20 protein-coding genes and 3 pseudogenes are annotated in these 23,773 nt (G+C 68.2%); 12 read left to right on the forward strand and 11 right to left on the reverse strand.

Annotated features, from left to right (window positions below):
- The first annotated feature begins 46 nt into the window (after window positions 1-46).
- Entirely contained in the window at window positions 47-814 is a 768-nt protein-coding gene (locus ABZY44_RS14190) for an NPP1 family protein (protein WP_356653390.1), read from the forward strand.
- Between the two features lie 23 nt (window positions 815-837).
- Here ABZY44_RS14190 and ABZY44_RS14195 read toward each other — a convergent pair whose 3' ends face one another.
- Together ABZY44_RS14195 and ABZY44_RS14200 are read right to left on the reverse strand one after the other, a co-directional pair.
- Window positions 838-1,863, reverse strand: a complete 1,026-nt coding sequence (locus tag ABZY44_RS14195) for a transposase (protein ID WP_356653392.1) — start codon at window positions 1,861-1,863, stop codon at window positions 838-840.
- A pseudogene (locus tag ABZY44_RS14200) lies at window positions 1,809-2,225 on the reverse strand (transposase); the annotation flags it as partial. The gene ABZY44_RS14195 and the pseudogene ABZY44_RS14200, both read right to left, overlap by 55 nt.
- A 356-nt stretch (window positions 2,226-2,581) precedes the next feature.
- Here ABZY44_RS14200 and ABZY44_RS14205 point away from each other — a divergent pair.
- The gene (locus tag ABZY44_RS14205) at window positions 2,582-2,716 is read left to right on the forward strand and encodes a two-component response regulator (protein ID WP_356653394.1); all 135 of its coding nucleotides are present in this window, start codon (window positions 2,582-2,584) and stop codon (window positions 2,714-2,716) included.
- An 11-nt stretch (window positions 2,717-2,727) separates the two neighbouring features.
- Here ABZY44_RS14205 and ABZY44_RS14210 read toward each other — a convergent pair whose 3' ends face one another.
- Window positions 2,728-4,299, reverse strand: coding sequence for an alpha/beta hydrolase (locus ABZY44_RS14210; protein WP_356653396.1), 1,572 nt, complete (start codon window positions 4,297-4,299; stop codon window positions 2,728-2,730).
- Window positions 4,300-5,176: 877 nt separating this feature from the next.
- Between ABZY44_RS14210 and ABZY44_RS14215 the strand changes: the two genes are divergently transcribed.
- A complete protein-coding gene (locus ABZY44_RS14215) occupies window positions 5,177-6,520 on the forward strand; it encodes a polysaccharide lyase family 1 protein (protein WP_356653398.1) in 1,344 nt (447 codons plus the stop codon).
- Between the two features lie 78 nt (window positions 6,521-6,598).
- Here ABZY44_RS14215 and ABZY44_RS14220 read toward each other — a convergent pair.
- Together ABZY44_RS14220 and ABZY44_RS14225 are read right to left on the reverse strand one after the other, a co-directional pair.
- Window positions 6,599-6,993: pseudogene (locus ABZY44_RS14220) on the reverse strand (transposase); the annotation flags it as partial.
- Between the two features lie 163 nt (window positions 6,994-7,156).
- Complete coding sequence (locus tag ABZY44_RS14225) at window positions 7,157-7,504, reverse strand: hypothetical protein (protein ID WP_356653400.1); 348 nt, start codon at window positions 7,502-7,504, stop codon at window positions 7,157-7,159.
- 62 nt (window positions 7,505-7,566) lie between these two features.
- On the opposite strand from ABZY44_RS14225, the pseudogene ABZY44_RS14230 reads away from it, so the two are divergent.
- Window positions 7,567-7,713 (forward strand): annotated as a pseudogene (locus ABZY44_RS14230) (IS256 family transposase); the annotation flags it as partial.
- A gap of 254 nt (window positions 7,714-7,967) precedes the next feature.
- Here the strand turns inward: ABZY44_RS14230 and ABZY44_RS14235 are convergent.
- The gene (locus ABZY44_RS14235) at window positions 7,968-8,396 is read right to left on the reverse strand and encodes an IPT/TIG domain-containing protein (protein WP_356653402.1); all 429 of its coding nucleotides are present in this window, start codon (window positions 8,394-8,396) and stop codon (window positions 7,968-7,970) included.
- Between the two features lie 370 nt (window positions 8,397-8,766).
- Here ABZY44_RS14235 and ABZY44_RS14240 point away from each other — a divergent pair, with 370 nt between their 5' ends.
- From ABZY44_RS14240 to ABZY44_RS14255, 4 genes are all read left to right on the forward strand, one after another.
- On the forward strand, window positions 8,767-9,069 hold the full coding sequence (locus tag ABZY44_RS14240) for a hypothetical protein (protein ID WP_356653488.1): 303 nt from the start codon (window positions 8,767-8,769) through the stop codon (window positions 9,067-9,069).
- Window positions 9,070-9,108: 39 nt separating this feature from the next.
- Window positions 9,109-9,504, forward strand: coding sequence for a hypothetical protein (locus tag ABZY44_RS14245; protein ID WP_356653404.1), 396 nt, complete (start codon window positions 9,109-9,111; stop codon window positions 9,502-9,504).
- Window positions 9,505-9,839: 335 nt separating this feature from the next.
- On the forward strand, window positions 9,840-10,130 hold the full coding sequence (locus ABZY44_RS14250) for a hypothetical protein (RefSeq protein WP_356653406.1): 291 nt from the start codon (window positions 9,840-9,842) through the stop codon (window positions 10,128-10,130).
- Between the two features lie 52 nt (window positions 10,131-10,182).
- Complete coding sequence (locus ABZY44_RS14255; RefSeq protein WP_356653408.1) at window positions 10,183-10,410, forward strand: hypothetical protein; 228 nt, start codon at window positions 10,183-10,185, stop codon at window positions 10,408-10,410.
- 144 nt (window positions 10,411-10,554) lie between these two features.
- Here the strand turns inward: ABZY44_RS14255 and ABZY44_RS14260 are convergent, their stop codons facing one another.
- Window positions 10,555-10,938, reverse strand: coding sequence for a DUF3662 domain-containing protein (locus ABZY44_RS14260; RefSeq protein ID WP_356653410.1), 384 nt, complete (start codon window positions 10,936-10,938; stop codon window positions 10,555-10,557).
- A 502-nt stretch (window positions 10,939-11,440) separates the two neighbouring features.
- Window positions 11,441-12,910, reverse strand: coding sequence for a competence protein CoiA family protein (locus ABZY44_RS14265; RefSeq protein ID WP_356653412.1), 1,470 nt, complete (start codon window positions 12,908-12,910; stop codon window positions 11,441-11,443).
- A 473-nt stretch (window positions 12,911-13,383) separates the two neighbouring features.
- Here ABZY44_RS14265 and ABZY44_RS14270 point away from each other — a divergent pair, with 473 nt between their 5' ends.
- A complete protein-coding gene (locus ABZY44_RS14270; RefSeq protein ID WP_356653414.1) occupies window positions 13,384-14,100 on the forward strand; it encodes a hypothetical protein in 717 nt (238 codons plus the stop codon).
- On the opposite strand, the gene ABZY44_RS14275 is transcribed toward ABZY44_RS14270, so the two are convergent.
- On the reverse strand, window positions 14,013-15,119 hold the full coding sequence (locus ABZY44_RS14275) for a ricin-type beta-trefoil lectin domain protein (RefSeq protein WP_356653416.1): 1,107 nt from the start codon (window positions 15,117-15,119) through the stop codon (window positions 14,013-14,015). The genes ABZY44_RS14270 and ABZY44_RS14275 overlap by 88 nt on opposite strands.
- A gap of 503 nt (window positions 15,120-15,622) precedes the next feature.
- Complete coding sequence (locus ABZY44_RS14280; RefSeq protein WP_356653418.1) at window positions 15,623-17,020, reverse strand: glycoside hydrolase family 43 protein; 1,398 nt, start codon at window positions 17,018-17,020, stop codon at window positions 15,623-15,625.
- Window positions 17,021-18,032: 1,012 nt separating this feature from the next.
- Here ABZY44_RS14280 and ABZY44_RS14285 point away from each other — a divergent pair.
- From ABZY44_RS14285 to ABZY44_RS14295, 3 genes are all read left to right on the forward strand, one after another.
- Window positions 18,033-19,577: an arabinofuranosidase catalytic domain-containing protein gene (locus ABZY44_RS14285; RefSeq protein WP_356653419.1), complete on the forward strand. Its 1,545-nt coding sequence runs from the start codon at window positions 18,033-18,035 to the stop codon at window positions 19,575-19,577.
- Between the two features lie 439 nt (window positions 19,578-20,016).
- Window positions 20,017-21,744 (forward strand): family 43 glycosylhydrolase, encoded by a 1,728-nt coding sequence (locus tag ABZY44_RS14290; protein WP_356653421.1) that lies wholly within the window; start codon window positions 20,017-20,019, stop codon window positions 21,742-21,744.
- 106 nt (window positions 21,745-21,850) lie between these two features.
- Window positions 21,851-23,041, forward strand: a complete 1,191-nt coding sequence (locus tag ABZY44_RS14295; RefSeq protein ID WP_356653423.1) for an IS4 family transposase — start codon at window positions 21,851-21,853, stop codon at window positions 23,039-23,041.
- Here the strand turns inward: ABZY44_RS14295 and ABZY44_RS14300 are convergent.
- Entirely contained in the window at window positions 22,992-23,756 is a 765-nt protein-coding gene (locus tag ABZY44_RS14300; RefSeq protein ID WP_356653425.1) for a transposase, read from the reverse strand. The genes ABZY44_RS14295 and ABZY44_RS14300 overlap by 50 nt on opposite strands.
- Window positions 23,757-23,773 lie beyond the last annotated feature (17 nt).

A 23,773-nucleotide genomic window follows, 5' to 3' on the forward strand; every position in this document is an offset into this window, starting at 1 on the left:
TGATGCTCCCGACACCGTCCCGTCCCGGTGGACCAGGAGGCATGTCGTGCGGACTTACCGGCACATCCGGAAATCACTTGCGGTCGTCGGCGCCGCCCTCGCGCTGGTGGTCGGCGTCCCCCAGGTGGCCTTCTCGGCCCCGCCCCCGGCCCTGCCCTCGCACGCCGAGACGATCGAGCTGACCTTCCAACCGGCCTACGACTACGACACTGACGGCTGCTACCCGACACCGGCTATAGGCCCGACCGGAGTGCTGAACAGCGGGCTCAAACCCACCGGAGCCCTCAGCGGCAGCTGCCGGGACGCGTCGGACCTCGCCAACACTAACGGCTATTCCCGCTGGACCTGCAACAACGGCTGGTGCGCCGTGGTCTACGCACTGTACTTCGAGAAGGACCAGGCCATCCCCGGCGTGAGCCTCGGCGGGCACCGCCATGACTGGGAACACGTCGTGGTGTGGATCCAGGGCAACGAGGCGAGGTACGTCGCCACCTCCGCCCACGGAGACTTCGCCATCCACGCGCGCGACCAGATCCGCTGGGACAACACCCACCCCAAGATCGTCTACCACAAGGACGGCGTCGGCACCCACTGCTTCCGTGCGGCGAACATCAACGACGAGCCGCCTGAGAACCACCACGGGGCATGGCAGTTCCCCGCGCTCGTCGGCTGGTCGGGCTACCCCGCGACGCTGCGCGACACGCTCACCCAGGCCGACTTCGGCAGCGCGCACTTCGGGCTCAAAGACGGCTCCTTCGCCTCCCACCTGGCGGAGGCCAAACCGGCGGGCATTCCTTTCGACCCGTACGTCTAGTGTCCTGCGCCAGTAGTTGATCGTTAGCCTCGCCGTTTCGGTTGGGGTGATGAGACGTCGCTGATCGTCTGCTGCCAGGTGGGCGAGGTGACTTCGTTGCTCGGGCATGCCGGAGTCCCGGCGCGGGGGTCAGGTTCTCCAAGGTCTTTCGGGTCGTGGGCGGTCAGGGGTTTACCGGTCAGCCGGCGGGACGGGGTAGTGCGGCAAGGCGGTGGAAAGCCGTGGCCAGTTCGTGTCTCCAGGGCCAGGTCTGCGATATCCGCAAGCGCAGTCGCCGTCCGCCTTTGTGAGGCGGGCGGCGACGTGCAGCAGTCGGTAGCGGAGCTTCTTCGGCTCGGCAGCCCCCAGCTCCCCTCCAACAGCAGGACGCGCATCCAGGCCAGCAGGTCGATCGCCGCGAGGCTGAGTTCGATCCAGGCCGAGTTGATCGCGAAGCGGCGGGAGGGGAAGCGGCCGAAGCCGGTGGTCGTGCCGCACCGGATGTGGTCCTCGACGGTGGCGTGCCCGCGGTGACGGACCTCCAGGAACTGGGCGGAACCACCACCTGAGTAGGGGGTGTCGGTGAGAAACACCTGGTGCCGCAGGCCCTCGTCCTGGTCGAACAGGGACAGCTGGGCGCCGGGGTGTGGTCGCTCGCGGTGCACGATGATGCGCGTGCCGGCCGGATAGGCGGTCAGCTCGACCATCCCGGTCAGCTCGGCGACCTTGGCGCCGGCACGGGGCGAGCCGTACTGGTCCAGGGCGGGATGCCAGAGGTGGTCGGGCAGGGCTCGGATCGCGTGGCGGACCGGCTCGGTGACCGCGTATCCGACTGAGAAGAAGGTGCGGATTCCTTGGTTCCGCGCATCTCGGACGTGGGTGAGGAATGCCTTCGCGGATCCGGCGCTGTCGGTGCGGACAAGGATGTCAGTGCCGTGCCGGTGGGGGCGTCGGGGATCTGCGCGAGTGCCTGGCCGAGCACCGTGATGTGGTCGCTCGCGGTGTGGGCGCCGGCGTTCCCGGGCCGCAGCCGGCCGGACAATCCCTCTCCGGTGTTTGCGAGGAAGCACAGCAGCGGGTGGAATCCGAAGCCGCCCTTGTAGGTGGGTGCGGCTTGGTCCTTCTCGGAATGGCAGGTGACCAGCGTGGCATCGAGATCCAGGACAAGCCCGGGCAGCATGCGTCCCGCGGCCCGGGCTGCGGGTATGCCCTCACCTTGCTCGGCGGCTTGCAGCCAGGCGACTTCCCGGGCCTGGGCAGGGGCCGAGCGCAGAGCGGTCAGTGTGTCCTCTCGTCGGTGTCGGCGAGCAGTCGCCAGGCCGTCGGTGTCGAGGCGACGGGGGCCGAACGCCTCGCCCTGGTCGCGCAGTACTGCCAGGTCCGCGATGGCCTCGCCTCCGTCGGCGAGCCTCACCGCCAGGCCGGTGGCGATCCGTCCTGGATTGTGTCCGGTCCCGCGCTGCCGAAGCGGCCTGAGAGCGGCGGAGTACGCGCGGTCAGCCCGGTTGCATCAGCGAGATCCGTCAGCAACCGTGCCCCGGCATGCCCGACCACCTCCGAACCATCGGCGCTGACATGGACCTTGGGACGCAACCCGATAGCCTGCACGTAGAAAGTGCTCTCCGCTTGGACCGACAGAACCCCTCAGCAAGGTTCATCGTTCCCGGTCAGGAAGGCACTTTCGCGTTTCCGCCTCACCAGCTGCCGTACCCAACCGAAACGGCGAGGCTAGTCAGGGCGACGCGAGAGCGTCTCGCTGACTAGCCTCGGTGACAGCCGTCTGGTGAAGTGCGGGACAGCCACACGGTGGCCCGCCAGATGTTCGTCTCCGAGCACACCGTGCAGGACCAGCTCAAGTCGGTGTTCGCCGAGACCGTGACGAACAACCGCAGAATGCTGCTGGCCCGCGCACTCGGAACGTGAACCGCGGGCCGCTACCCCGCCTGCTTGACGCAGGTCCGGTCCCTCGCCGGCAGCTTGCCGGTGGCCAGGTACCGGTTGACCTGGTCGTCCACGCACGCATTGCCGTAGCGCCCGAAGAGGGCGTGCCGGTTGGCGCCCTCGAGGGTGACCAGCCTGGAGCTCGGCAGCTGCTTGTGCAGCTCGACGCTTCCCTTGTACGTCGTACGCGGGTCACCGGTGGCGGCGACGATCAGTGCAGGGGCATCGCGCCGTACCCGGGTGGGCTCTTCGCGCGGCGAGTCCCAGAAGGCGCACGGGTTGATGTTGTTGGTCAGAGCGCCGAACAGCGGGTGCGCGATGCGGTTGCGCTCGATGTCCCGCCAGTAGAGTTCGGGATCGCGCGCGGCGGCCACGTCCCCGCAGATGACGGCGGACTGCGCGCCGGTGGGCTCGCCCTCACCGCGCAGCACGTACCGGAGCTCCGGGACGAGCATCGGCGGCACCGTCGTCGGCCGGCCCTCCGCGGCTTTGGCCAGTACGGAAAGCAGCTCGCCGAACGACGCCCGCGCCGGGGCGGTGTCGTCCGCGATGCCCGAGAAGAGGAGGAGCGGCACCTGGCTGTCGTCGATCCGGAAGGCATCGGCGCCGGCGCCGATGGTCAGCGGACCGCGCGCGGCCGCCGCGACGATGCGGTCGACGGCGGCGAGCACCTCGGCGCGGCTGCGGCCGAGGCCGTAGGTGTCGTGGTGTTCCGCGGCCCAGATGGCCCAGTCGGACAGCGCCTTCTCGTTCTCGCGCTCGGTGCCCTTCAGCAGCCGGGGGCGGTAGTCGCTCGGGTTGATGGCCCCGTCCAGCACCATCCGGTCGTAGCGGCCGGGGAACATCTGCGTGTAGACCGTGCCCAGGTAGGTGCCGTACGAGTAGCCCAGGAAGGAGATCTTCCGCTCGCCGAGCGTGCCGCGGATGACGTCCATGTCGCGGGCCGTGTTGCGGGTGGTGATGTGCGGGAGCACCGCGGCGTCGGTGGCCCGGCACTTGTCGGCCAGGCTCTTCTGCAGGGCGACCTGGCGGTCGAAGCCCGCCCGGTCGCTGCCGGCGGACAGCCAGGTCATGCCCACGGGCAAGCCGCAGTCCAGCGCGGTGCTGCGCCCGATGAAGCGCGGGTCGAAGCCGACGATGTCGTAGCGCGCGCCGACCTCCTTCATCGACGCGCGGGCCTGCGGCGGGGACTGGAGCGCGGGACCGCCCGGACCGCCGTTGTTGAGGAGGATCGCGCCGATGCGGTGACGGGTGTCGGTGGCCTTGAGCCGTGAGATCGCCACGGTGATCGTGCGCCCCCGGGGGTCGGCGTAATCCAGGGGCACGGTTACGTCCGCGCACTGCACGCCTGCCTGGTCCAGATCACGGCCCGTGGTGTCGTCGGGGCCCTTGACGCAGCTGCCCCAGCCGAGGTGCTGGCGGTAGTACCGGTCCAGTCCGGCCCCGGAGCTGTCCTGGGCGGGGGCCTCGGCGGCCGTGGCCAGGACGGGGAAGGACGTGAGGCAGGCGGCGAGGGTGAGGCCCACGGCCAAGGCGCGGCGTGCGGCGGGGCTGACAGTGGTCACGGGGTCTCCTTGAGCATCGTCCGCTTCGTGTGATCGCATGCCCCGAGGCTAGGAACCCGCCCTGGTACGGCACATCGCCCAAGGGCACGAGGACCCCGGTCCCGTCCGCCCCTGGTCCGGGACCTGCGGCCCGGTCCGGCCTCCTCCTCCGGGAGGAGACAGTCGGCGGGGCTGCGCTGAGGGCCGTCCCGGCCACGCGCCTGCCGTAAGGGGAGATCGCCGCACCGGCATGCTGTCAGGAGTTCTTCGGCTCCATAATCGAGACGACCCTGTGTCTGCTTCCCAGATCCTCTTGCTCTTCGCATGGGTCTTCACCGCCGCGGGGTCGGTCATCGGCGTCGTCGCCTCCCTCAAGATCCGACGCGGTGCTGCCGGCATCCGAGGCCGGCGCGATCCGGGTCTCCTCAAGACGGGTGACCACGCCACGCGTAGTACTGCCCTCCCTCAGCAGGAACCGGAACGGCCGCCCGTCTCTGTCCTGTTGGTGCGGTGGCTCTCCGTGCCTGCGCCGTTCCGTGCCCCGTCCCGCCCCGCGCGGCGATGGGGCACGGCCGTCCGGGTGACGGTCGGCGACTCCACTCGTCGGTGGGGCACTGGGCGGAGTCCTCCACCGACGCCCCACCAGCCCACTGCACTCCCGACGGTCCTCCTGACCACGCCCGATAGCGAAACGCTCCTGGAGTACTGGCTGCTGTAAGCCCAGCTCTTCCCGCAGTGAGCCGAAGCTGAGCGGGTCGGGTAAGGCGACGTGGAGGCGGACTCGGGCGACATCGAGGCGCGGGAATGGGCAGGAAAAAAGTCCCCGCACGCGGCAACCTTTTGCGGGTCGGCGGCCACTGGCAGGCGTAACCCTGTTTCTCTCTCGTAAGGAAGCCCCGTGGCTGCTCGCTCCCACCGCCGGTCTCTCCGCTCCCGTCGTGCCGCCGTCATCTGCACGGCCGTCGTGGCCGCATGCGTCGGCTCTGGTGTTGTCGTGATGAACGCCAACGCCGGGACCGTCGACCTGTACCACCAGACGCTCACCGCGAAGGACGGCTGGGCATCCTCCGGTACGGGGACCACCGGTGGCACGAAGGCCGACGCCGCCCACACTTTCACCGTCTCGACCCGTGCGCAGCTCGTGAAGGCGCTGGGCTCGGTCTCCGACACCACGCCCCGCATCATCAAGATCAACGGCGTGATCGACGCCAACACCGACGACAGCGGAAAGAAGCTGACCTGCGCCGACTACGCCCTCGGTAGCGGCTACTCGCTGTCGGCCTACCTCAAGGCCTACGACCCGGCCACCTACGGCCGCTCCAAGCTGCCCTCCGGCACCCAGGAGGCGGCACGTGCCGCCGCCCAGACCAAGCAGGGCAACAACATTGTCTTCAAGGTCCCCGCCAACACGACGATTGTGGGCGCCCCTGGCACGAACGCGGGCCTCACCGGGGCCATGCTCCAGATCCAGAACGTGGACAACGTCATCGTCCGCAACCTGACCTTCGCCGCCACTGAGGACTGCTTCCCGCAGTGGGACCCGACCGACGGCGACGACGGCAACTGGAACTCCAACTACGACTCGGTGTCACTGCGCGGCGCGACCCACGTGTGGGCGGACCACAACACGTTCACCGACGCGCCGCACTTCGACAGCGCCAACCCGAAGTACTTCGGCCGCGAGTACCAGATCCACGACGGCGCCCTCGACATCACCAAGGGATCCGACCTGGTGACCGCCTCGCGCAACCAGTTCACCAACCACGACAAGACGATGCTGATCGGCAGCAGCGACACCGACAGCGTCGGCAGGCTGCGCGTCTCCATCCACCACAACGTGTGGAAGGGCATCATGCAGCGTGCCCCGCTTGCCCGCATCGGCCAGATCCACATCTACAACAACTATTACGACGTCACGCCGCTCAACGGGTACACGCCGCAGTACAGCATCAACTCCCGGGCCAAGGCTCAGGTCGTCGCGGAGAACAACTACTGGAAGCTGCCGTCCGGCGCGAAGGCCGCCAAGGTCCTCAGCGGTGACGGCACCGGCTCGGTCAAGGGCTCCGGCAACCTCGTCAACGGCACGGTGACCGACCTCGTCGCCGCCTACAACGCCGCCTCGTCCAAGGACCTGAAGACCACGGTCAACTGGACCCCGACCCTCACGACGGGCCTGGAGGCCTCGGCGAGCAACCTGCCGACGTCGCTGGCGACGACGACGGGGGCGGGCGTGCTCAAGTAGCACCCGAGACACGCGAGGGCCGGGAGACCATGAGCCCCCGGCCCTCGCGTACCGCGCCGCGCGGTCCGCCGCGCCGCTCGCGTCCAGCAGCGCGGTCCACGAGGTCCGGCCGGTCTCGAGGGCGGCGACGATCGAGTAGGGCCAGCCGGGCACAATCTGCTGCTTGCCCAGGCCGCGGCCGAACGTGTGACAGAAGGAACGGTCCGAGCAGGTGCCGGCGTCCGCCCGAAGCCACGGGGAGACGTCCACGGCCACCCCAGGCGGCCGTCCTTCGCCCAGGGCAACGGCACACCGGCCAGTGCTCGTCGGAGTCGGGCGACGTCGAACCGGCCGCGGTTGATCCCGGAGAATAAGGCCCCGTGCCCTCGTCGGCGTTCCGGCGCGAGCGCCAGGTCCACGAGGACGCGGACCGGTCAGTCGATGGACAGCAGCCCGTCACGCAAGTCGAACAGGGCATCCGCACGCGACGTCAGGCATGCGTATCAACGCGTCGCGCTGGATGCGGTGCTCGACCAGTCCCACGATCCCGGCCTCCGTACCCCTCTCAACCCTGAGCACAGGATGGCTCAATCCGCGCCCACTGCGCGTCAGCCAACGGCACACCCGGACCAACGATCAGTGATCAGAGAGTGGCGGCTAATCGCCCGAGAAACCAATGCGTAGGTCTCCGTCCGCACGGCAGCGCAGACCCCAGGCGAGCAGTGTCGTGATGGCCTCGCTCTCGGCATTCCTCAACCGAGCGAGATCCGCACCTTCCAGCTCCCGCACCATCCGGCCCACTGCCTCACCGCGCAGGACGGTGTCCCCGTAGGGATCGACGTCAGCCAGGGTCGGCAACCGGTGCCGGCCCAGCTTTTCGATGGCTGTCCAGAACTCGTCATCGACGACTATCCGCTCCAGCGTCCCAGCTGCTGGACGCGGTCCTGGCTTCCGTCCAGTCCGAGAGGCCGCGACTCCGCGCCGCAGTTCGATCACAAGCGTCATCCCGCCCCCTCCTCGTTCATGCCTTGCCCTGTCCTGACCGGCCCACCGGCAGCCAATTCTTCAAGTGCGTCTACATGGCCGTCATGAGCCTGGACCCCATCGGCCAGGGACGTAAGCGCTGGACCCAGCGGTGGAAGGCAGCACTGAACGCCTTCGAGATCACCTTCGAGATCACCTTCGACGGCCGGCTCTCAGCCGCCCGCCGCTGAACCCCTACAACTCCAGAACCACCCTTCACTGGACAGACCCCCGTGGTCTTGGGGGTATTTTCTCGGGGCAGGCATCGTCTGGGTTCCTCTCACGAGTCCCATCTGACCTGCTGTCACCTTTCCCCGCATCTCAGGGGAACCTCAGTGTCACTGGGGTGAGTTGGCCTGGACAACGGGACGCGGCGTAGCAGGTCCGTCATCCACGGTCTGGCGAATTTCTCTTCAGCGGTGGCGGGAAACCGGCAGGCAGGACCTCAGTCGAGGTAGGTGTAGCCGAGCGGATTGCTGAGCCGTCCACACTCGGTGCCCGCGTAGACGGAGACGATCGCTGCCGTGGGCCACGGGGGTGCGACGGCGACGACGGCGGTATCACTGAGCACGACCACCTCCGAGCTTTCCCGCCCCGTGAAACATCCGTCGGTCCCCACCGTGCCGAAGAACACCCGCGTATAGGCGCTGAGGCCGGCACCGGTCAAAGTGACCTGCGTACCGCCGCTGCGCGGTCCGGCATCCGGCTGGAGCGCGACGAGCTGCCCCTGCGGGACCCCGTCCGGCGAACTGGAGATCCCTCCGACCGCACAGCGTCCGGGCCCAGCCCCCTCGGCCCGCGCTGCGGACTGGCCCAAAGGCAGAATGCACAGAAACACCGCGGCGAGCAGAAGCCCGTTCCGGGTACGCGTCATGACAAGACCCTTCCGGCGCAGAAGACGGAACCGGAGGACCCCGGGCCCGCCCCATCATGGGGAATCCGTACGACCCGAATCCAGCACAAACGCCTCATGTCGCCCGCGATCGTCCTCGCAGCCGGCTGCCCGGCACCAGCAGACCTCGTAGAAGAGCAGCTGGGGAAGTTGTTCTGCACGCCTGCCGGTCACGGCTACGCGCGTCCATGAGCCGGGCGCGCGCAAGGGCACAGGCCAATGCCATCACTCGTTCATCGGGTCGGCTCTCCTTTCCAGCTCAACCGATCCGCAGGATTCATCGCCCAGCCATGAGACAAAGCGGAGTAGCTCGATGCATCTGGCCCGGCATCATGGCCTGGTGACCACATGGATGCGCTGCTACTGGGACGAGGAAGACACCTGGTTCTACTTCGAGGTCGACGCCGAAAGCTGGGTGATCCGGCAGGTCGAACTCGAAGGGCCTGAGCTGATCCCGATCGCGGCTGCCTCACTCGCCGAGTGGCAGGGGGCCCGCGACGCAGGCCGCCTCGACGAGTACGACAGCAGGTTCGGGATCACCGCCGAGTTGCCCGTCTCGGAGTGGGAAGGCCATGACCCCGAACAACTCACCTTCGAGGAGTTCGAGGAAGTCTGGGGGTCTGCCCGTCGCCAGATTGCATCCCGGCCCGGCTGACCGCTCGGCCCCGCGGAGGCTTCTTGGCATCATCGCGGCATGACCCCGATCCTTCCCCGCACCGTCCGAGCCGTCGACACCGCGCAGCTCCTGGACCTGGCCCAGGAGGCCGCCATGCATGGCTTCAGCCAGCGGCTCCCGGTCGACTGGCTACGAGAGCACCTCGCCGCGGAGGCGACGCACTACCTGTTCCCGACGCTCGTGCAGCGGCTCACGCACCGTCCCGAGGTGCCGCTGCAGTGGAGGTGCCAGCAACTGCTGACCGTCAGCACCGGCGAACAGGTCCGGGGTCTCCTCGACGTCCTTCCCGACACCTTCGACAAGATCCCGGAGACCTTGGGCGCGGAGTCCAAGACGGACATCGTCAACCGCATCGAGCATGCAGTGAAGGTACGGGAGTGGATGGAACGGTCGGCCGCCGATGCAGGCTCCTGAGGTCCGGTGCAGCAGGCTGGACAGTCTGAGGAAATGAAACCGATCTGAGACAGCCGCCTGCCGACACGTCGTGAGACTGGAGGGGAACGTCCAGGTCGTAGCGTCGGCGCACGACACCGAAAGTGAGAACCTACAACGCCGGTGCTTGTTCCAGACGCTGGGGTTCGTGCGGACTGACCACCGGACCCCAGCGTCGCGCCCTCTACCGCTTGAGCGGCGAACCCGCGGACGTTGACACCTCCGACCGCCGTGAGTGCCGAGGCCGTTCCCGCTCAACGGGTCGACCGCAGGTCCGAAGTCAGGGCAGACTCTGAGCTGAGGGAAAGGAGCACACGATGACGGCACAGCCGATTCGTGGGCACGAGCCGGAGCGGGTACCGCGCAACGCTGACGGCATCGGGGCCGCGCTGTCCGGGGAGCGCCGGATGGAGTTCTACCGCGAGCTGCTGGCCGCCGCGCCGGAGAAGGCGGAGAACATCCTGCGGCGGTGGTGGCTGGAGGCGATGCTCGACACGGATCCGGAGGCTGACCGGCGTGCGGACGCCGCGTTGGCGGGCGCGATGCCAACGGTCTCGCTCGGTGAGTTGATGACGCGACGCCGGGATGCGGGCCTCCCCGTTGACTGAGTCGTACGATGGTGGGCTTCCGTGCGAACTGTCGGAAGAAGTCGCGCAGCTGATGATGGACCCTGCACTTCCGCCGGAGGCGTTCGGCGCGCTCGTCGCTGCGATGGTCTCGATCAGCGAGACCGCGGGGATGATCCCTGGAAGTACAGCGTCCGCGCGCCGGCCCCAGCAGCGACGCCTTGCCCTCGGCGAGGAGGGCGCACTCGGCCTCGCCGAGTACGTCATTGTGCTGGACGCCCACCCGCCCCACATCCTCATGACCCACGTCCTGCTGTACTGACTGGCCCGAGGGCCCGGCGCTGCACCTGGTGCGTGCCGGGTCCTCGGGCGTACCCGCAGAGGCCGCGGCCGAATCACTCTGTACTGGAGGGGCCCTTGGGCTGCCCCAGGTGTGTTGTCCGAGGTCCGTGGCAGGACCGCCGGGTTACGCGTTCGGAGCGCTCAGGGGTGCGGAGGTGATGTGTGTCATGGGGGCACAGCGGACTTGGTAGCGGCCGTTGGGGACCTCTTCGGCCGCGGCGAGCCGCACCGTGAGCGGCCCGGCCCATTCGTAGCCCTCGCGCTCGCCGTGGCGCTCCAACCGGTCGGTCAGCTCCTGCCCCACGACGGTGAGGTGCGGGCCGATCTCGGCGTACCCGGGCGAAGGCAGCTCGACGGTGTACACGTTCGGCACCACCGTGCGCTGGGAGCTGCACACGACGGCCCCCTCGTCGCACGTTCGGAGCAGTGCCGCGACCACCTCCGCCTCCGCATCACTGCCGAACAGCTTTTCCTCGCGGGCTCCACCTGGCCTCCCGGATCCGAGCATGACGGCCCCACAGCGACCGCCGGTGCGGACGCCGAAGGCATGTGGCCCCCGGCGGTGCCGCCGGGGGAGAAGCACCCGGACGCCTCCTCACCGGCCAGGAGGCCGCGGCCGTGCTGGAAACGCGGGCCTCCACCGTCCGGGACTACGGAACGGACGGGTACCTGCCCGTCGTCCAGCGGCACGGCCGTACCTGGTACCGCCGAGCCGACCTCCAAGCCAGGCTCAGCGCAGGCGATCAGCGCCACCATCCCCACCTCACCGGGGCCGGCCGCCCTCAGGGCTCGAAGGACCGGGCCCCCGGAGCCGACCAGACCCCCGTGTCGCCGAGATCGCCGCCGGACTCGCCCTCGCAGCACGGGAAGGGGCGCAGCCGGCCACATCCGCCGAGATCGCCGCGCGCTACGGCGTCGGGGAACGCACCGCGCAGAGACTCCTCCTGGCTGCCTCTCACCAGCCACTGCCATGGGAGTCTCAAGACCGGAAGAGGCAGGGCAGCGCCGGGTTACGTTGTGCAGCGGCGCCACGGCTTGTCATAGGGGCCGCCGCAGGTCCGGCAGGAGGCGGCGTAGACGGCACTGGCAGGAGTCGTCCGCTCGGCAGGCTCGGCCGGGTGGGGCTGGCCCATGATGACGACGGTCAGTTCCGGCTTCGTGCAGGTGCACGAGCCGCCCGTTTGCCGGGGCCGGGCGCGGCGGGGTGCTGGCACAGCGGCCGGGCCCGCAGAACCCGCGGACGCTGAGGGGAGGTGTTCGGTCCGCCAGCCACCGATGGGGGCCTTGCGCCTCCGCGTATTACGGTCGAAACCCTGCTGCTCGGTGCTGGTCTCGAACAGCAGCAGCATCCCCGCCAGCAGCCGGAACGCCTCCCCGCGTATGAGCCTGGCCACCGGCGACAGCACGGCGGCCGGAGTGCCGTCCGGGCCGATCAGCGGCGTCCCCCCACCCCACCTCGGATCGCCGGTGCTCAGTCCGGGCGTCACGGTGATGTGGTGCTCACGCGCCAGGTGTCCGACGGCCTGCCCCACCCCTGGCCGGCGCATCAGCGCGTCGTACCACTGGGCCCCGGCGGGTCCGAGATGCGCCCGCCGCGCTTCCGCCTCGCAGGCGGTGGCCCGCTCCAGGGCGGCCCGGCGGGAGGCGGCGTTCTTCCGGTCGATGTCGGCCCGTCTGTACCTCGCCCGCTCCTGGAGCCGCTCGCGCTCCTCGGCCGCCTGACGCTGACGCTCCTCCTCCTGCCACAGATAGACCTCCTCGTCTCGGATGTACTGGAGGGCCGTCCAGACCTCGGTGAGCTGGCGCTGGGGGTACCTCAGTCGCACACGCGGGGTGTGCGGGAAGACCCGGCAGGTGAACAGCCAGTGCAGGAATTCGACGAGGGGTACCTGCGGCCCCGGTTCCCAGGAGCGCCCGGTGAACTTCACCAGGCCTTCGGCGACGGCCAGACCACCCTCCGCAGAGACCAGCCGCACCGAGGGGACAGCCCCGAGCCACGGAGGGCGGGCCCGGTCGCTGAACCAGCAGCAGGACACATTGTGCGCGTCCATCCGCTGCGTCCGCTCGGTGATCTCCGCGACGGTGATCGGGGAGAGCTGCGCCTCCAGGGCAATCCGCCAAGTCCCGGCTGGATCACTGGCCAGCACGTCCGCCCGCCACGACCCGTCCGGCGCGCGGACCTCCAGCTCAGCGTGAGCCCCGGCCTGCCGGGCCGCGCTGACCAGCTCCAGCTTGAGGAGGTGGTGCGCCTCGGATTCTCCTTGGCGGGCGATCTCGCAGTCCGGTGCGTGCGGGGCGTGCGCGAAGAAGCGAAGCCCTCGCTCGGAGGTCTTCGCGTACATCGAGTGCCCGCACTCTGGGCAGGCGATCGCAGCGGGCGGGCGGACCTTCCACACCGCCTCCCACGCCCGCCCGCATCCTAGGTCGGGTAGATGCGAGAACACCGTCCCCCACTCGGCGTGCACAGCACGAAACGCCATCGTCCCCCCTCTGTCACCGTACTCAACCCAGCCTGATAGGCGGGCCCGCTGCCGTCGAGACCGCCGTCGGACCGACCCGTTTCCGCCGGAAGCCCGCCCGTAGGACGACTGCGCAGACATTGCCGCGGTGGTCGAGACCGGCGTGCCGTACAGCCGCGCCGCCCACTACCTGGACCGTCTCACCGCTGAGAAGCTCGGCGGCCCTGCTTCCGACACCCCGTAACTGCACGTCGTGCCCTTCATTCTGTCCTTTACCGTGCCGGCCGAGGCCGACCGGAGCGTGCTCGTGCAGGTCCTCGCCGACCAGCTCCACACCCTCCGACGGGAGGAGCGCGAGGCCGGGTGGACGTGGTCGTGCCTGCCGGCAACTGCTCTCCGGGCCCGTCAGTAAACGCTCTCAGCTCTTAACCTACGCAGCCAAAGGCTTCCAGGACCGGGCCCTGGTCTGTTGTGGGGACCGCGTCTCAGGAACCGTGAAGCGGCTCCAGCGCGGCGCACACGTGCGGCAGGAGGCGGCGTTCATGCTTGGGTGGGTGAGGGGTGCACTTAATGCGGAACAGGTTCGACGCTCGGCTGGGCTGCTGCTTGCCTTGGTCTGCATGTCTGTTGGTGTCTGGGCCGTGATCACATTCGTGACGGGGGACCTGGCCACATCCGACAAGCTCGGTGTGTTCAGCCTGTTGATCGCACTACTGCCCGCTGCTGGCCTGGCGGCGAAGCTGCTCAAGCCATCAGCCGATGTGGATCTTGTCAAGGCGGCCGGGAGTCTGGCGGAGGCGGTAGAGGCGAGTGAGCTGGCGCAGCGTACGCGTCTGCTGGCTGGTGACAATCAGCCGATCGATGTCGGTTTCACGTTCCGTTCCGCTCCGTCTCGGGCGGCTACCGGGGCCGGGCCGACCGGCCGGCTCAGCGAGATCGGCGAGTACTACCGCCGTCTGCAGCCGGGACGGCTGCTCATCACCGGAGGAGCGGGGGCGGCCAAGACGATCCTGGCCACCGAACTGATGCCGAGCTCCGGTTGCTTCTGGAGCACGACACCGCGTTTGGGAACCCACCCCGATCCGAGGCCGGATGGGGTGGGTTCAGGTCGCGGGGGCGGGGGTCAGCCGGCGGTCAGGGTGGTCCACTTCTGGTTGGAGTCGCCATGGCAGTCCCATAGTTGGAGCTGCGTGCCGTCGGTCGTGGAGTAGCCCGGGATGTCGAGGCAGCGGCCGGAGGCGGGGTTGCGGTAGCCGCCGTTGTAGGGCTGCCAGATCTGGTTGGAGCCGCCGTGGCAGGCCCAGATCTGGATCTTGGTGCCGTTGGCCGTGCCGAAGCCGGCGGCTTCGAGGCACTTGCCCATGGAGCGCAGGGTGCCGTCGGTGTAGGCGGACCAGTACTGGTTGATGCTGTCTCCGCAGCTCCAGATCTGGACGGCGGTTCCGTCGGCGGTGCCGAAGCCGCTGACATCCAGGCACTTGCCGCCCAAGTTGGACTGCACGCGTGCGGGGGCGGGGGCGGGGTTCCTCAGCCACCCGGCGCTGTCCGCGGACTGGATGCCGCGGTGGAAGGCGTCGGCCATCTTCTGGTAGCCCGCGTCGTTGGGATGCAGGGCGTCGGCCAGGTCGGCCGTGGTCAGGCTGCTCATGTCCACGTATGCGACGTGCTTGCCCGAGGACTGTGCCTCGCTGACTATCTGGGGGATGGCCTGGTTGTACGCGGCCCGGTACTGCTCCTCCGGGCCGCTGGTGGACACGACCAGGGAGGCCACCAGGACGGTCGCGTCGGGGACGTCGGCGGTGATCTGGTTGACCAGCGACTTCAGCCGGGCAGTGGCGGTGGAGACCTGGTAGCTCCCGGCCAGGTCGTTGGTGCCGATCATCAGCGTCACGACGTTGGGCCGGTAGCGGGTCAGCGAGGCGTCGGCGAGTTCGGCGATCTGGTGGATCCTGTATCCCTGGTGACCTTGGTTGTCGGGGTCGGACATCGAACCGCCCCGCAATGTGCCGACGAAGTCCAGCGGATGGCCGTCCGCCGCGAGCCGGTCCCACAACGGGCCCCGGTAGCCGTTGCCCGTACTGCTTCCGATGCCCCAGGTTATGGAGTCGCCCAACGGCATGACCCGCAAGGGCGTGTTGGAGGCGGCGGAGGCAGGAGTTGCACCTGTCGTCGTCACCCCGAGCGTGGCAGCGACGAGCGCGATCAGGGGGAGAATCCAGGACTTTCTCATGAGGCGTCCTCTTCGGTGGGTGGTGCTGAATGACTTGGCTGATCACGGTTCGTGCAGTACCGGCCGTGGTGCCATCCCGTTGGCGTCGACGAGCGTCTGACGTACCGTCAGAACGACGTGAAGCGGACCTTGGCCTCACCCTGGTCCATCACGCCCTCGATGACGAGGGCGGACAGCCCTCAAATCACCACGCCGGCAAGCTCGTTGACATCTCGCACGTCCTGCCAGCGACGCCCGTCACACTTCGGTACCACCGATTGCGGGACAGAGCCAAGAAGCTGACACTCCCGGGCGAAGGCACATGAAGCCAGCGCGGTGCGCGTCAAGACACGCGTCCGAGTTCACCTTCCGTAACCGGACTTCGCCCCGCCCCAGGGCGTACGGTCGACGGGCCGTCGGGTCGATCGTCCACGGACACCGCCTGGTCCCTTCGAGTTCACCCCGAAGGGACCAGGCCGGCGTTTCCCAACGGCCTTGAAGCCAAAGGCCCGAGCCGGACGCAGTCAGTAGCCGACGTGGAAGGTGGCGTCGGCCTTCTCCGTGGTGGTGGAGACCGGGTCGATGCGCAGGACGTAGCCGGTGTGCCGGATGTAGCGCGTCGGGAAGTTGTGCGAACGGAACGACGACCAGGCGGAGTCGGCCAGTCCGGCGGTCCTGTGGAACGTGGCGTCCGCGGCGAAGATCGCGGTGCCGTCGTTCTCTTCCAGCCGCAGGGCGTAGTTGGAGTGCCGCAGATAGCGGGTCGGGAAGTTGACCGACTGGAAGGACACACCCGCGCTGTCGGCCAGGCCGGGCACGAGCTTCCACTGCGACTCGGGGTACGGGTCGAACGGGTAGACATCGATCCGGCCGACAGAGTTGGCATGACGGACGTAACGGTCGGGGTAGTTGTAGGACTTTAGCCGGTTCCAGGCGGGGCTGCCCCACTTCGCCACGAGGTTGTTGTACTCGGTCGTGGTGATCGTCGCGATGGTGCAGTGCTTGGCGTTGAGCGGCGGGGTGTAGAGGCGCTGGTCGAGCGGGGTCCAGGTGCCGGCGGCGAGGTCGTTGCTCTGCCAGGCGTAGAAGACGCCGTTCGGCGAGTAGGTGTCGCCCCACAGGTACCAGGATCCGGAAGTCAGGGACTTCACCAGGGTCGGCGCCTCGGTGGCACCGTGAGCGACCGCCGTGCTGAAGGGCGTGAAGCTGCCCGGATTGAGGGTGGTCGACCGCGCGCCGACCAGGGTCTCGTCCCTCTTGTGGTAGAGGTAGTTGACGCCGTTGACGCCCACGGCCAGAGTGCCGTCAATGATGTCGTAGCCGGGATCGAAGAAAACCTGCGGGGACGACACCGTCTGGAAATCGGTGGTGTAGTTCACCATGATCACGCCGTGGCCGCTGGCGTTGACGGACGAGTAGATGATCCCGTACACGCCCCGGCCGGCGTCCCAGAACGACTCGGGCGCCCAGCTGTGGGTGACCATGTCGTGCAGCTTGAGGCGTCGGTAGCCGGTGAGGGTGCGCAGGTCCGCGGAGTCCCAGACGTGGATGTACTGACTGTTGTAGCCCCAGTCGAAGCCTTTGAGGTCGGTGGCGAGTACGACGAAGGTGCCGTCCTGCTTGCGCATGATGAACGGATCACGCAGGCCGCCCGCACCCTCGGTCGGGGTCACCACGGGGTTGTTCTGGTTGAGCGGTATCCAGTTGAGGCCGTCGGTGCTGACGGCCAGGTGCAGGCCGTAGTTGGCGTCCAGCAAAGCCGCGGACTCGGTGAAGTAGCCCATGACGTAGGCCGCGTCGGCAGCGTAGGCGGGCCGCGCGCCCAGGGTCAGCGTGCCGCTCAGGGCCAGCGGGACGGCGGCGGCCATACCGAGGAACAGTCGGCGCGACGGGTGAGGGCCGGGGCCGGTTGTGGCGGTCATTTGCGCTCCAGAGTGCGTGAGGGGTGGGCGGCCGTCCTCGGCAATCACGGCATGCACCGTCGCAGTGCTGGGCGGGGGCGCCCGGACCACGGGATGCCACGGGTCCCGCGGGTGGTCGCGGACGGTGCGTCCCGGGGCGGGAGGTTGCTGCCCGTTCCGTGGAGTCCAGCCCGTCGGGGGTGCGGGGACGGTGGAAGCCAAACCCACTGTTAGCGCTAACAATTCAGTCAGTGAAGTCAGGCGTTGGATGAAGGCGGCTCGATGGCCATCACTATGGGTCAGCCCGAGTAGTGCGTCAAGATTCCGCGCAAGGTCATCCCGCGGCCCGACCGGAAATCGCGGCCAGGCCCGATCCGTCATCCCGGACGGGTACGTCGGCCTAGAAGATCCGTACCGGCCACGGTCCGGAGAACATGGCCGCACTGCGAAACCTGGCGGTCAACACCCTTCGCGCCGCGGGCCAGACCATCGCAGCCGGCCTCCGCGAAATGTCCTACGCACCCTTCACTCGCCTACTGGACCTACTGGGCCTGCCCTGGCCTGCACGGCTACATGGTCGTCAGGACTATGGATCAGCCCTGGTCCCGACGAGCAGTCGGCGGAGGACTCCGGCCACCGCGCCGGGCCATCGGCGTGCCCGCGAGCTCCGGCGGACCTCTCCGAGATCGACTGCCCGGATCGCGGCCTTGATCAACGGTTGGCGAAAGGCTGCGGTCGGCTTGACAGCCGTCGAGCCTCGGCGAGGCCGGCGTCCCATAAAGGACATCCGCCGAAACCTGCCCGTTACATCTTGACGCGGCCGATGTAATCGCTCACAGTCGTGGTGCGTTCAGCCGCACCGCCGGTTGGCTACTCAACCCTCACGCCCCCACGTATTCCTGCACGGCTCGGCCCAGAAATGTTAGCGCTAACAATTTACCTCCCGGGCAGTTGTCCGTGCGCGGTTGTCGTCGGCGTCCGCGCCGAAGCGGCCCGTCCCATGCCGTCGATTCCATGATGGAAGGAAGACGCTATGTCCGTTTGGTTAGCGCGCGCCGTGAGGTGGCGTCGTCGGTGGCGGTCTGAGGTGGCCGCCGCGGCAGCCGTGGCGATTGTGGGTGCGTTGCTCACGGTGGCCACGACGCCGGCGTCGGCCGCCACAGTGGACACCACCGCCTGGTACGTACTGGTGAACCACAACAGCGGCAAGGCCCTCGAGGTCTACAACTCCTCCACCGCCGACGGCGCCGACGTCGTCCAGTGGACCCGCACCAACGCCGCCAACCAGCAGTTCCAGTTCGTGGACTCCGGCGACGGCTACTACCGGATCAAGGCGCGGCACTCGGGCAAGATGATCGACGTGTCTAGCTGGTCGAAAGCCGACGGGGCTGCCATCCACCAGTGGACCGACCACGGCGGCACCAACCAGCAGTTCCGGTTCGCCGACTCCGACAGCGGCTACCTCCGGCTGATCAACCGCAACAGCAACAAGGCGGTCGAGGTCCAGAACGCGGCGACCAACGACGGCGCCAACGTCGTGCAGTACAGCGACTGGGGCGGCACCAACCAGCAGTGGCAACTCGTCAAGGTGGACGGGGGCACCGGCTCCGGCCCGTGCGACATCTACGGCGCAGGTGGTACGCCCTGCGTGGCGGCGCACAGCACGACGCGCGCCCTCTACAGCGCCTACAACGGAGACCTGTATCAGGTCAGGCGCTCGGACAACACGACCCGCAACATCGGCGTACTGACCCCTGGCGGCGTCGCCAACGCGGCGGCCCAGGACTCCTTCTGCGCAAACACCACGTGTGTCATCACGGTCCTGTTCGATCAGTCCGGGCGTGGCAACGACCTGTGGTACCAGGGCTCCAGCGTGGTCCCAGGCTCACCGCAGACCCGCCCGGCCGTGGCGACTACCGAATCGCTGACGGTCGGTGGCAGCAAGGCCTACTCGCTGTACATCAACCCCGGGACCAGCTACTGGCGCGACGGCCACCTGACGGGCATCCCGACGGGCAGCGAACCCGAGGGCATGTACATGGTCACCAGCGGTACGCATGTCAACAGCGGCTGCTGCTTCGACTACGGCAACAGCGAAACCACCCGCAAGGCCGACGGGCCAGGTGCCATGGACGCCATCTACTTCGGGACGAGCTGCTGGTTCGGCGGCTGCTCCGGAACCGGCCCCTGGGTGCAGGCCGACCTCGAATGGGGCCTGTTCGCAGGTGGCGCCAGCACGTGGAACCCGAACCAGCAGGCGTTCACCAGCAAGTTCGTCACGGCGACCCTCAAGAACAACGGGACGACACGATTCGCACTCAAGGGCAGCAACGCCCAGGCCGGAAGCCTGAACACGCTGTGGGACGGCGCGCTTCCCAACGAGCCCAACGTCTACAGCCCGATGAAGAAGCAAGGCGCCATCGTCCTGGGCAGCGGCGGCGACTGCTGCTCACCCGAGGTGGGCAATCTCAACGACAGCGCGGGCACGTTCTACGAGGGTGCCATGGTCGCGGGCTACCCGTCGGACGCGACCGAAAACGCGGTTCAGGCGAACATCGCCGCCGCCAACTACCGATGAACCGGCCCCAGCCGCCGGCCTGACGGTACAAGCGGTGCCGCCGCTCCAAGGCGGCACCGCTTCGCCCGGATGTGCTGATCCCTGCGCAGGTTGAACCACGCGGATGGGGTCGGGCGCGGACGTGCCTGACCCCATCCGTGTGGAGGGTCTTGGGTGGGCATCCTTCCGCACAGCGGCCAAACCGGGCGCGACCCCAGCACCGTCGGCATGGGACTACGGCCGCCTGCCATACCGGCCGGGCGTGCTGACACTGCAGCGCCAGAGGTCCGGCTCCCGGCAGTCCCCGCCGACGCCACCCCGTCATATCCCAACCGAATAAGGGACTCAAACAGTGGCATTCACACTTCAGCGGTGGGCGAAACGCGTCCTCGCCTTGACGGTAGGCCTTCTCTGTATGTTGGCTTTTCTTCCGGCCACGGCCCAGGCAGACAACCCGATCGTGCAACACATTTACACCGCCGACCCGGCACCGCTGGTCTACAACGGCCGGGTCTACCTCTACACCGGGCACGACGAGGACACCTCCACCTCCTCCTTCGTGATGAATGACTGGCGGGTGTCGTCCTCCGCCGACATGGTCAACTGGACCGACCACGGCTCACCGCTCAGCCTGAACACCTTCAGCTGGGCGGGCGCCAACGCGTGGGCGGGCCAAGCCGTCGAACGGGGCGGCAAGTTCTACTGGTACGTCCCGGTATCGGTCCGGGCGACCGGCCAATTCGCCATCGGCGTGGCGGTGGCGGACAGCCCCACCGGCCCGTTCCGGGACGCCCTCGGCCACTCGCTGGTGGAGAACAGCGAGATCGACCCGACCGTCTTCATCGACGACGACGGCCAGGCCTACCTGTACTGGGGCAATCCGAACCTGTGGTACGTCAAACTGAACGCGGACATGACGTCCTACGCAGGCAGCCCCGCCCAAATTCCGCTCACCACCGAGGGCTTCGGCACCCGCACCGACAACCCCGACCGCCCCACGCTGTACGAAGAAGCACCCTGGGTCTACAAGCGGAACGGCCTGTACTACATGGTGTACGCGGCCAAGTGCTGCGCGGAGTTCATCGCCTACTCCACGGCACCCATCCCGACCGGACCGTGGACCTACCGTGGAACAGTCATGCCCGCCCAGGGCAACAGCTTCACCAACCACGCGGGCATCGTGGACTTTAAGGGCAACTCGTACTTCTTTTATCACAACGGCGCCCTCCCCGGCGGCGGCGGCTTCACCCGCTCGGTCGCGGTGGAGAAGTTCAGCTACAACGCCGACGGCACCATTCCAACCATCAACATGTCGACGCCCGGGGCACCGCAGGCCGGCACGCTCGATCCTTATGTCCGCCAGGAAGCCGAGACCATCGCGTGGGGCAGCGGCATCGAAACCGAACCCTCCAGCGAGGGCGGGATGAACATCAGCTGGATTGAAAACGGCGACTACGTCAAGGTCAAGGGCGCGGCATTCGGCACCGGTGCCGGCTCGTTCACCACCAGGGTGGCCTCAGGCACCAGCGGCGGCCGAGTTGAGCTGCACCTGGACAGTACTACCGGGCCAACGGTCGGGACATGCACTGTGTCGGGCACCGGAGGCTGGCAGACCTGGAGCACGGTCTCGTGCCCTGTCACCGGTGCAACCGGGACCCACGATCTGTACCTGCGCTTCGCCGGTGACAGCGGGTACCTGTTCAACATGAACTGGTGGCAGTTCACCGCCGGCCAACCCGCCTTCTCGTCAACCGCCGTCGCCCAGCACAGCGGGTACTGCCTGGACGACCCCAACCAGAGCACCGCCGACGGCACTCAGTACCGGCAGTACACCTGCGGTACCGGTGAGGAACAGCGGTTCGACTTCCGCCCGGTGCCAGGGGTGGCGGACACCTACTCCCTGGTGAACCACTACAGCGGCAAGTGCCTCGACATCGCCGGCGTCTCCACCGCCGACGGCGCGGCGGTCCACCAGTGGACCTGCCACGGCGGCACGAACCAGCAGTTCACGCTGCGGCCGGTCGCCGCCAACGACTACCAGCTCGTCGCGGTGCACAGCGGCAAGTGCGTGGACGTCAGCGGGATCTCCACCACCGCCGGAGCACTGGTCCACCAGTGGACCTGTGACTCCGCCAATGCCCTGGCCACCAAGAAGAACCAGGTCTGGCGCCTGACCGGCAAGAGCTGAGCTTGACGTTTAACGTCAATGCCGTTGACATAGAGGTGATTTGGCGGATCATCGGATACCAGGGGGTAGTGTCCGACGACTGCTCGATTGCTCGATTGCTCGACTGGTGGACCGGATCGGGCTGGGGGATCTGACCGAGGTGTTCCCGCCGGAGCTGGTGGACGCGGTGCTTGCGAAGTCCCGGAGCCGTGAGGTGCGGGTGCGGCTGCTGCCGCCGAGGCTGATGGTGTACTTCGTGCTCGCGCGGACGTTGTTCTCCGGTGAGCCGTACCGGGAGGTCCTGCGGACGCTCGCCGAGGCGGTCCGGCGTGAGGATGGGCGGGGTGCCTGGCGGGTCCCGGACAAGGCGGCCGTTTTCCGTGCCCGCCAGAATCTCGGTGTGGAGGTGCTGCGTGAGCTGCTGGTTCATGCCGGGGCGGCGGTGGCCGACGAGCGGACGCCGGGGGCGTTCTGGCGGGGTTTCCGGCTGATGGCGATGGACGGGACGACGCTGCAGGCTGCGGACACGGAGGCCAATGAGGCCGGGCTGGGGCGACTTCGGACCAAGGCCGGCAAGGGACCCACCGGATATCCGCTGGCCCGGGTCATGGTTCTGGTCGAGTCCGGAACCCACGTGGTCTGCGACGCCGCGGTCGATTCCTACCGGGTCAAAGAACGGGTCCTGGCCGAACGGCTTGCCGGCTCGCTCCGGCCGGGCATGCTGGTCCTGGCCGATCGAGGCCTGCCCGGAGCCCATATCTGGCAGCACCTGGCCGCCACGGGAGCTGACCTGCTGTGGCGGATCCCCGGTATCTGGAAACTGCCCGTCGAGGAGGTTCTTCCCGACGGTTCGTGGACCTCCACCGTCCGCGGCGGGCGGGGGCGAAGCGTCCGGCTGCCCCAGGACATCCGAGTCCGCGTGATCGAGTACAGCCTGGACATCCCAGGCCGTGATCAGGCCGAACGCTACCGGCTCATCACCACCCTCATGGATCCCGAAACGGCGCCCGCCGCCGAACTGGCCGCCCTCTACGGCGCGCGGTGGGAGGTGGAGAACACCCTCGCCGAACTGAAAACCACCCAGATCGGCACCCGCACCGTCATGCCGAGCAAGAGCCCTGACCTGGTGTTCCAGGAAATCTACGCACACCTGGTGCTCTACACCGGCCTGAGAGTCCTGATGCACAGAGCAGCGGTGAACCGCAGTGAACCACTTGATCCGGACCAGCTCTCCTTCTCCGCGGCCCTGCGGGCAGCCCGCCGGAGTATCACCTCGCTGAACAGGGATGATGGGCCACGCCAAGCATGGCGTGGGTGACACCCTCGCCTTTGAGTCGGCAGTCCCGGAGGATCCTCCAGGTTTTCATGCGGGCGAAGACGTGCTCGACACCGGCCCGGACCTGCTTGTGGGACTTGTTGTGTTCCCCTTTCCAAGCCGGGAGCTGGGCCTGGCCACGGTCGCGACGGTGCGGGATGAGGAGTCCGGTGCCGGGGTAGCCGCCGTCGGCGATGGTGAGTGTCTTGCCGGCGGCGGCTTTGGCGCCGGACTCCTCCCAGGCCTTGCAGTCGTTGCGGTTTCCGGCGAGCGGTCGGCCGACCGCGACGACCAGGCGGGTGTCGGCGTCGATGACGACCTGGTGGTTGGTGGAGTACCGGTAGTTCTTGGACTGCGCGGCGATGGTGTGGTCGCGGGTGGGCACCAGCGTGCCGTCGACGATCAGTATGGTGTCCTTGGCGAACCGCTTGCGGGGCTGGAGCGCGAGCATCGGGCCGAGGTGGTCGATGATTCGGGCCGCCGCCGACTTCGACACACCGAACAGCGGGGCGAGCTGGCGCATCGTCAGGTTCGTCCGCCAGTACGCAGCGACCAGCAGGGCCCGGTCCTCCGAAGGCAGGCTCCACGGCCGGCCCTTGCGGACGGCGTCCGCACCCTCACGCCGCAGCAGGGTCACCAGCTTCCCGAAACAGCGCGGGCTCAGCCCGGTGAACGGGGCTGTCCAGGGCGGCTCCGACGCCGTGATCACACCAGCCACTGCAAGATCATCTCACC

Origin of the sequence: Streptomyces sp. NPDC006544 (assembly GCF_040611715.1) — a bacterium.
GTDB lineage: Bacteria > Actinomycetota > Actinomycetes > Streptomycetales > Streptomycetaceae > Streptomyces.

What these genes read in the sequence shown, in the direction of transcription:
- ABZY44_RS14225 (WP_356653400.1), bottom strand. Translation starts at nt 7,504, where the DNA reads ATGACGCTTGTGATCGAACTGCGGCGCGGAGTCGCGGCCTCTCGGACT.
- ABZY44_RS14235 (WP_356653402.1), bottom strand. Translation starts at nt 8,396, where the DNA reads ATGACGCGTACCCGGAACGGGCTTCTGCTCGCCGCGGTGTTTCTGTGC.
- ABZY44_RS14240 (WP_356653488.1), top strand. Translation starts at nt 8,767, where the DNA reads ATGCGCTGCTACTGGGACGAGGAAGACACCTGGTTCTACTTCGAGGTC.
- ABZY44_RS14245 (WP_356653404.1), top strand. Translation starts at nt 9,109, where the DNA reads ATGACCCCGATCCTTCCCCGCACCGTCCGAGCCGTCGACACCGCGCAG.
- ABZY44_RS14250 (WP_356653406.1), top strand. Translation starts at nt 9,840, where the DNA reads ATGACGGCACAGCCGATTCGTGGGCACGAGCCGGAGCGGGTACCGCGC.
- ABZY44_RS14255 (WP_356653408.1), top strand. Translation starts at nt 10,183, where the DNA reads ATGATGGACCCTGCACTTCCGCCGGAGGCGTTCGGCGCGCTCGTCGCT.
- ABZY44_RS14260 (WP_356653410.1), bottom strand. Translation starts at nt 10,938, where the DNA reads ATGCTCGGATCCGGGAGGCCAGGTGGAGCCCGCGAGGAAAAGCTGTTC.
- ABZY44_RS14265 (WP_356653412.1), bottom strand. Translation starts at nt 12,910, where the DNA reads ATGGCGTTTCGTGCTGTGCACGCCGAGTGGGGGACGGTGTTCTCGCAT.
- ABZY44_RS14275 (WP_356653416.1), bottom strand. Translation starts at nt 15,119, where the DNA reads ATGAGAAAGTCCTGGATTCTCCCCCTGATCGCGCTCGTCGCTGCCACG.
- ABZY44_RS14280 (WP_356653418.1), bottom strand. Translation starts at nt 17,020, where the DNA reads ATGACCGCCACAACCGGCCCCGGCCCTCACCCGTCGCGCCGACTGTTC.
- ABZY44_RS14285 (WP_356653419.1), top strand. Translation starts at nt 18,033, where the DNA reads ATGTCCGTTTGGTTAGCGCGCGCCGTGAGGTGGCGTCGTCGGTGGCGG.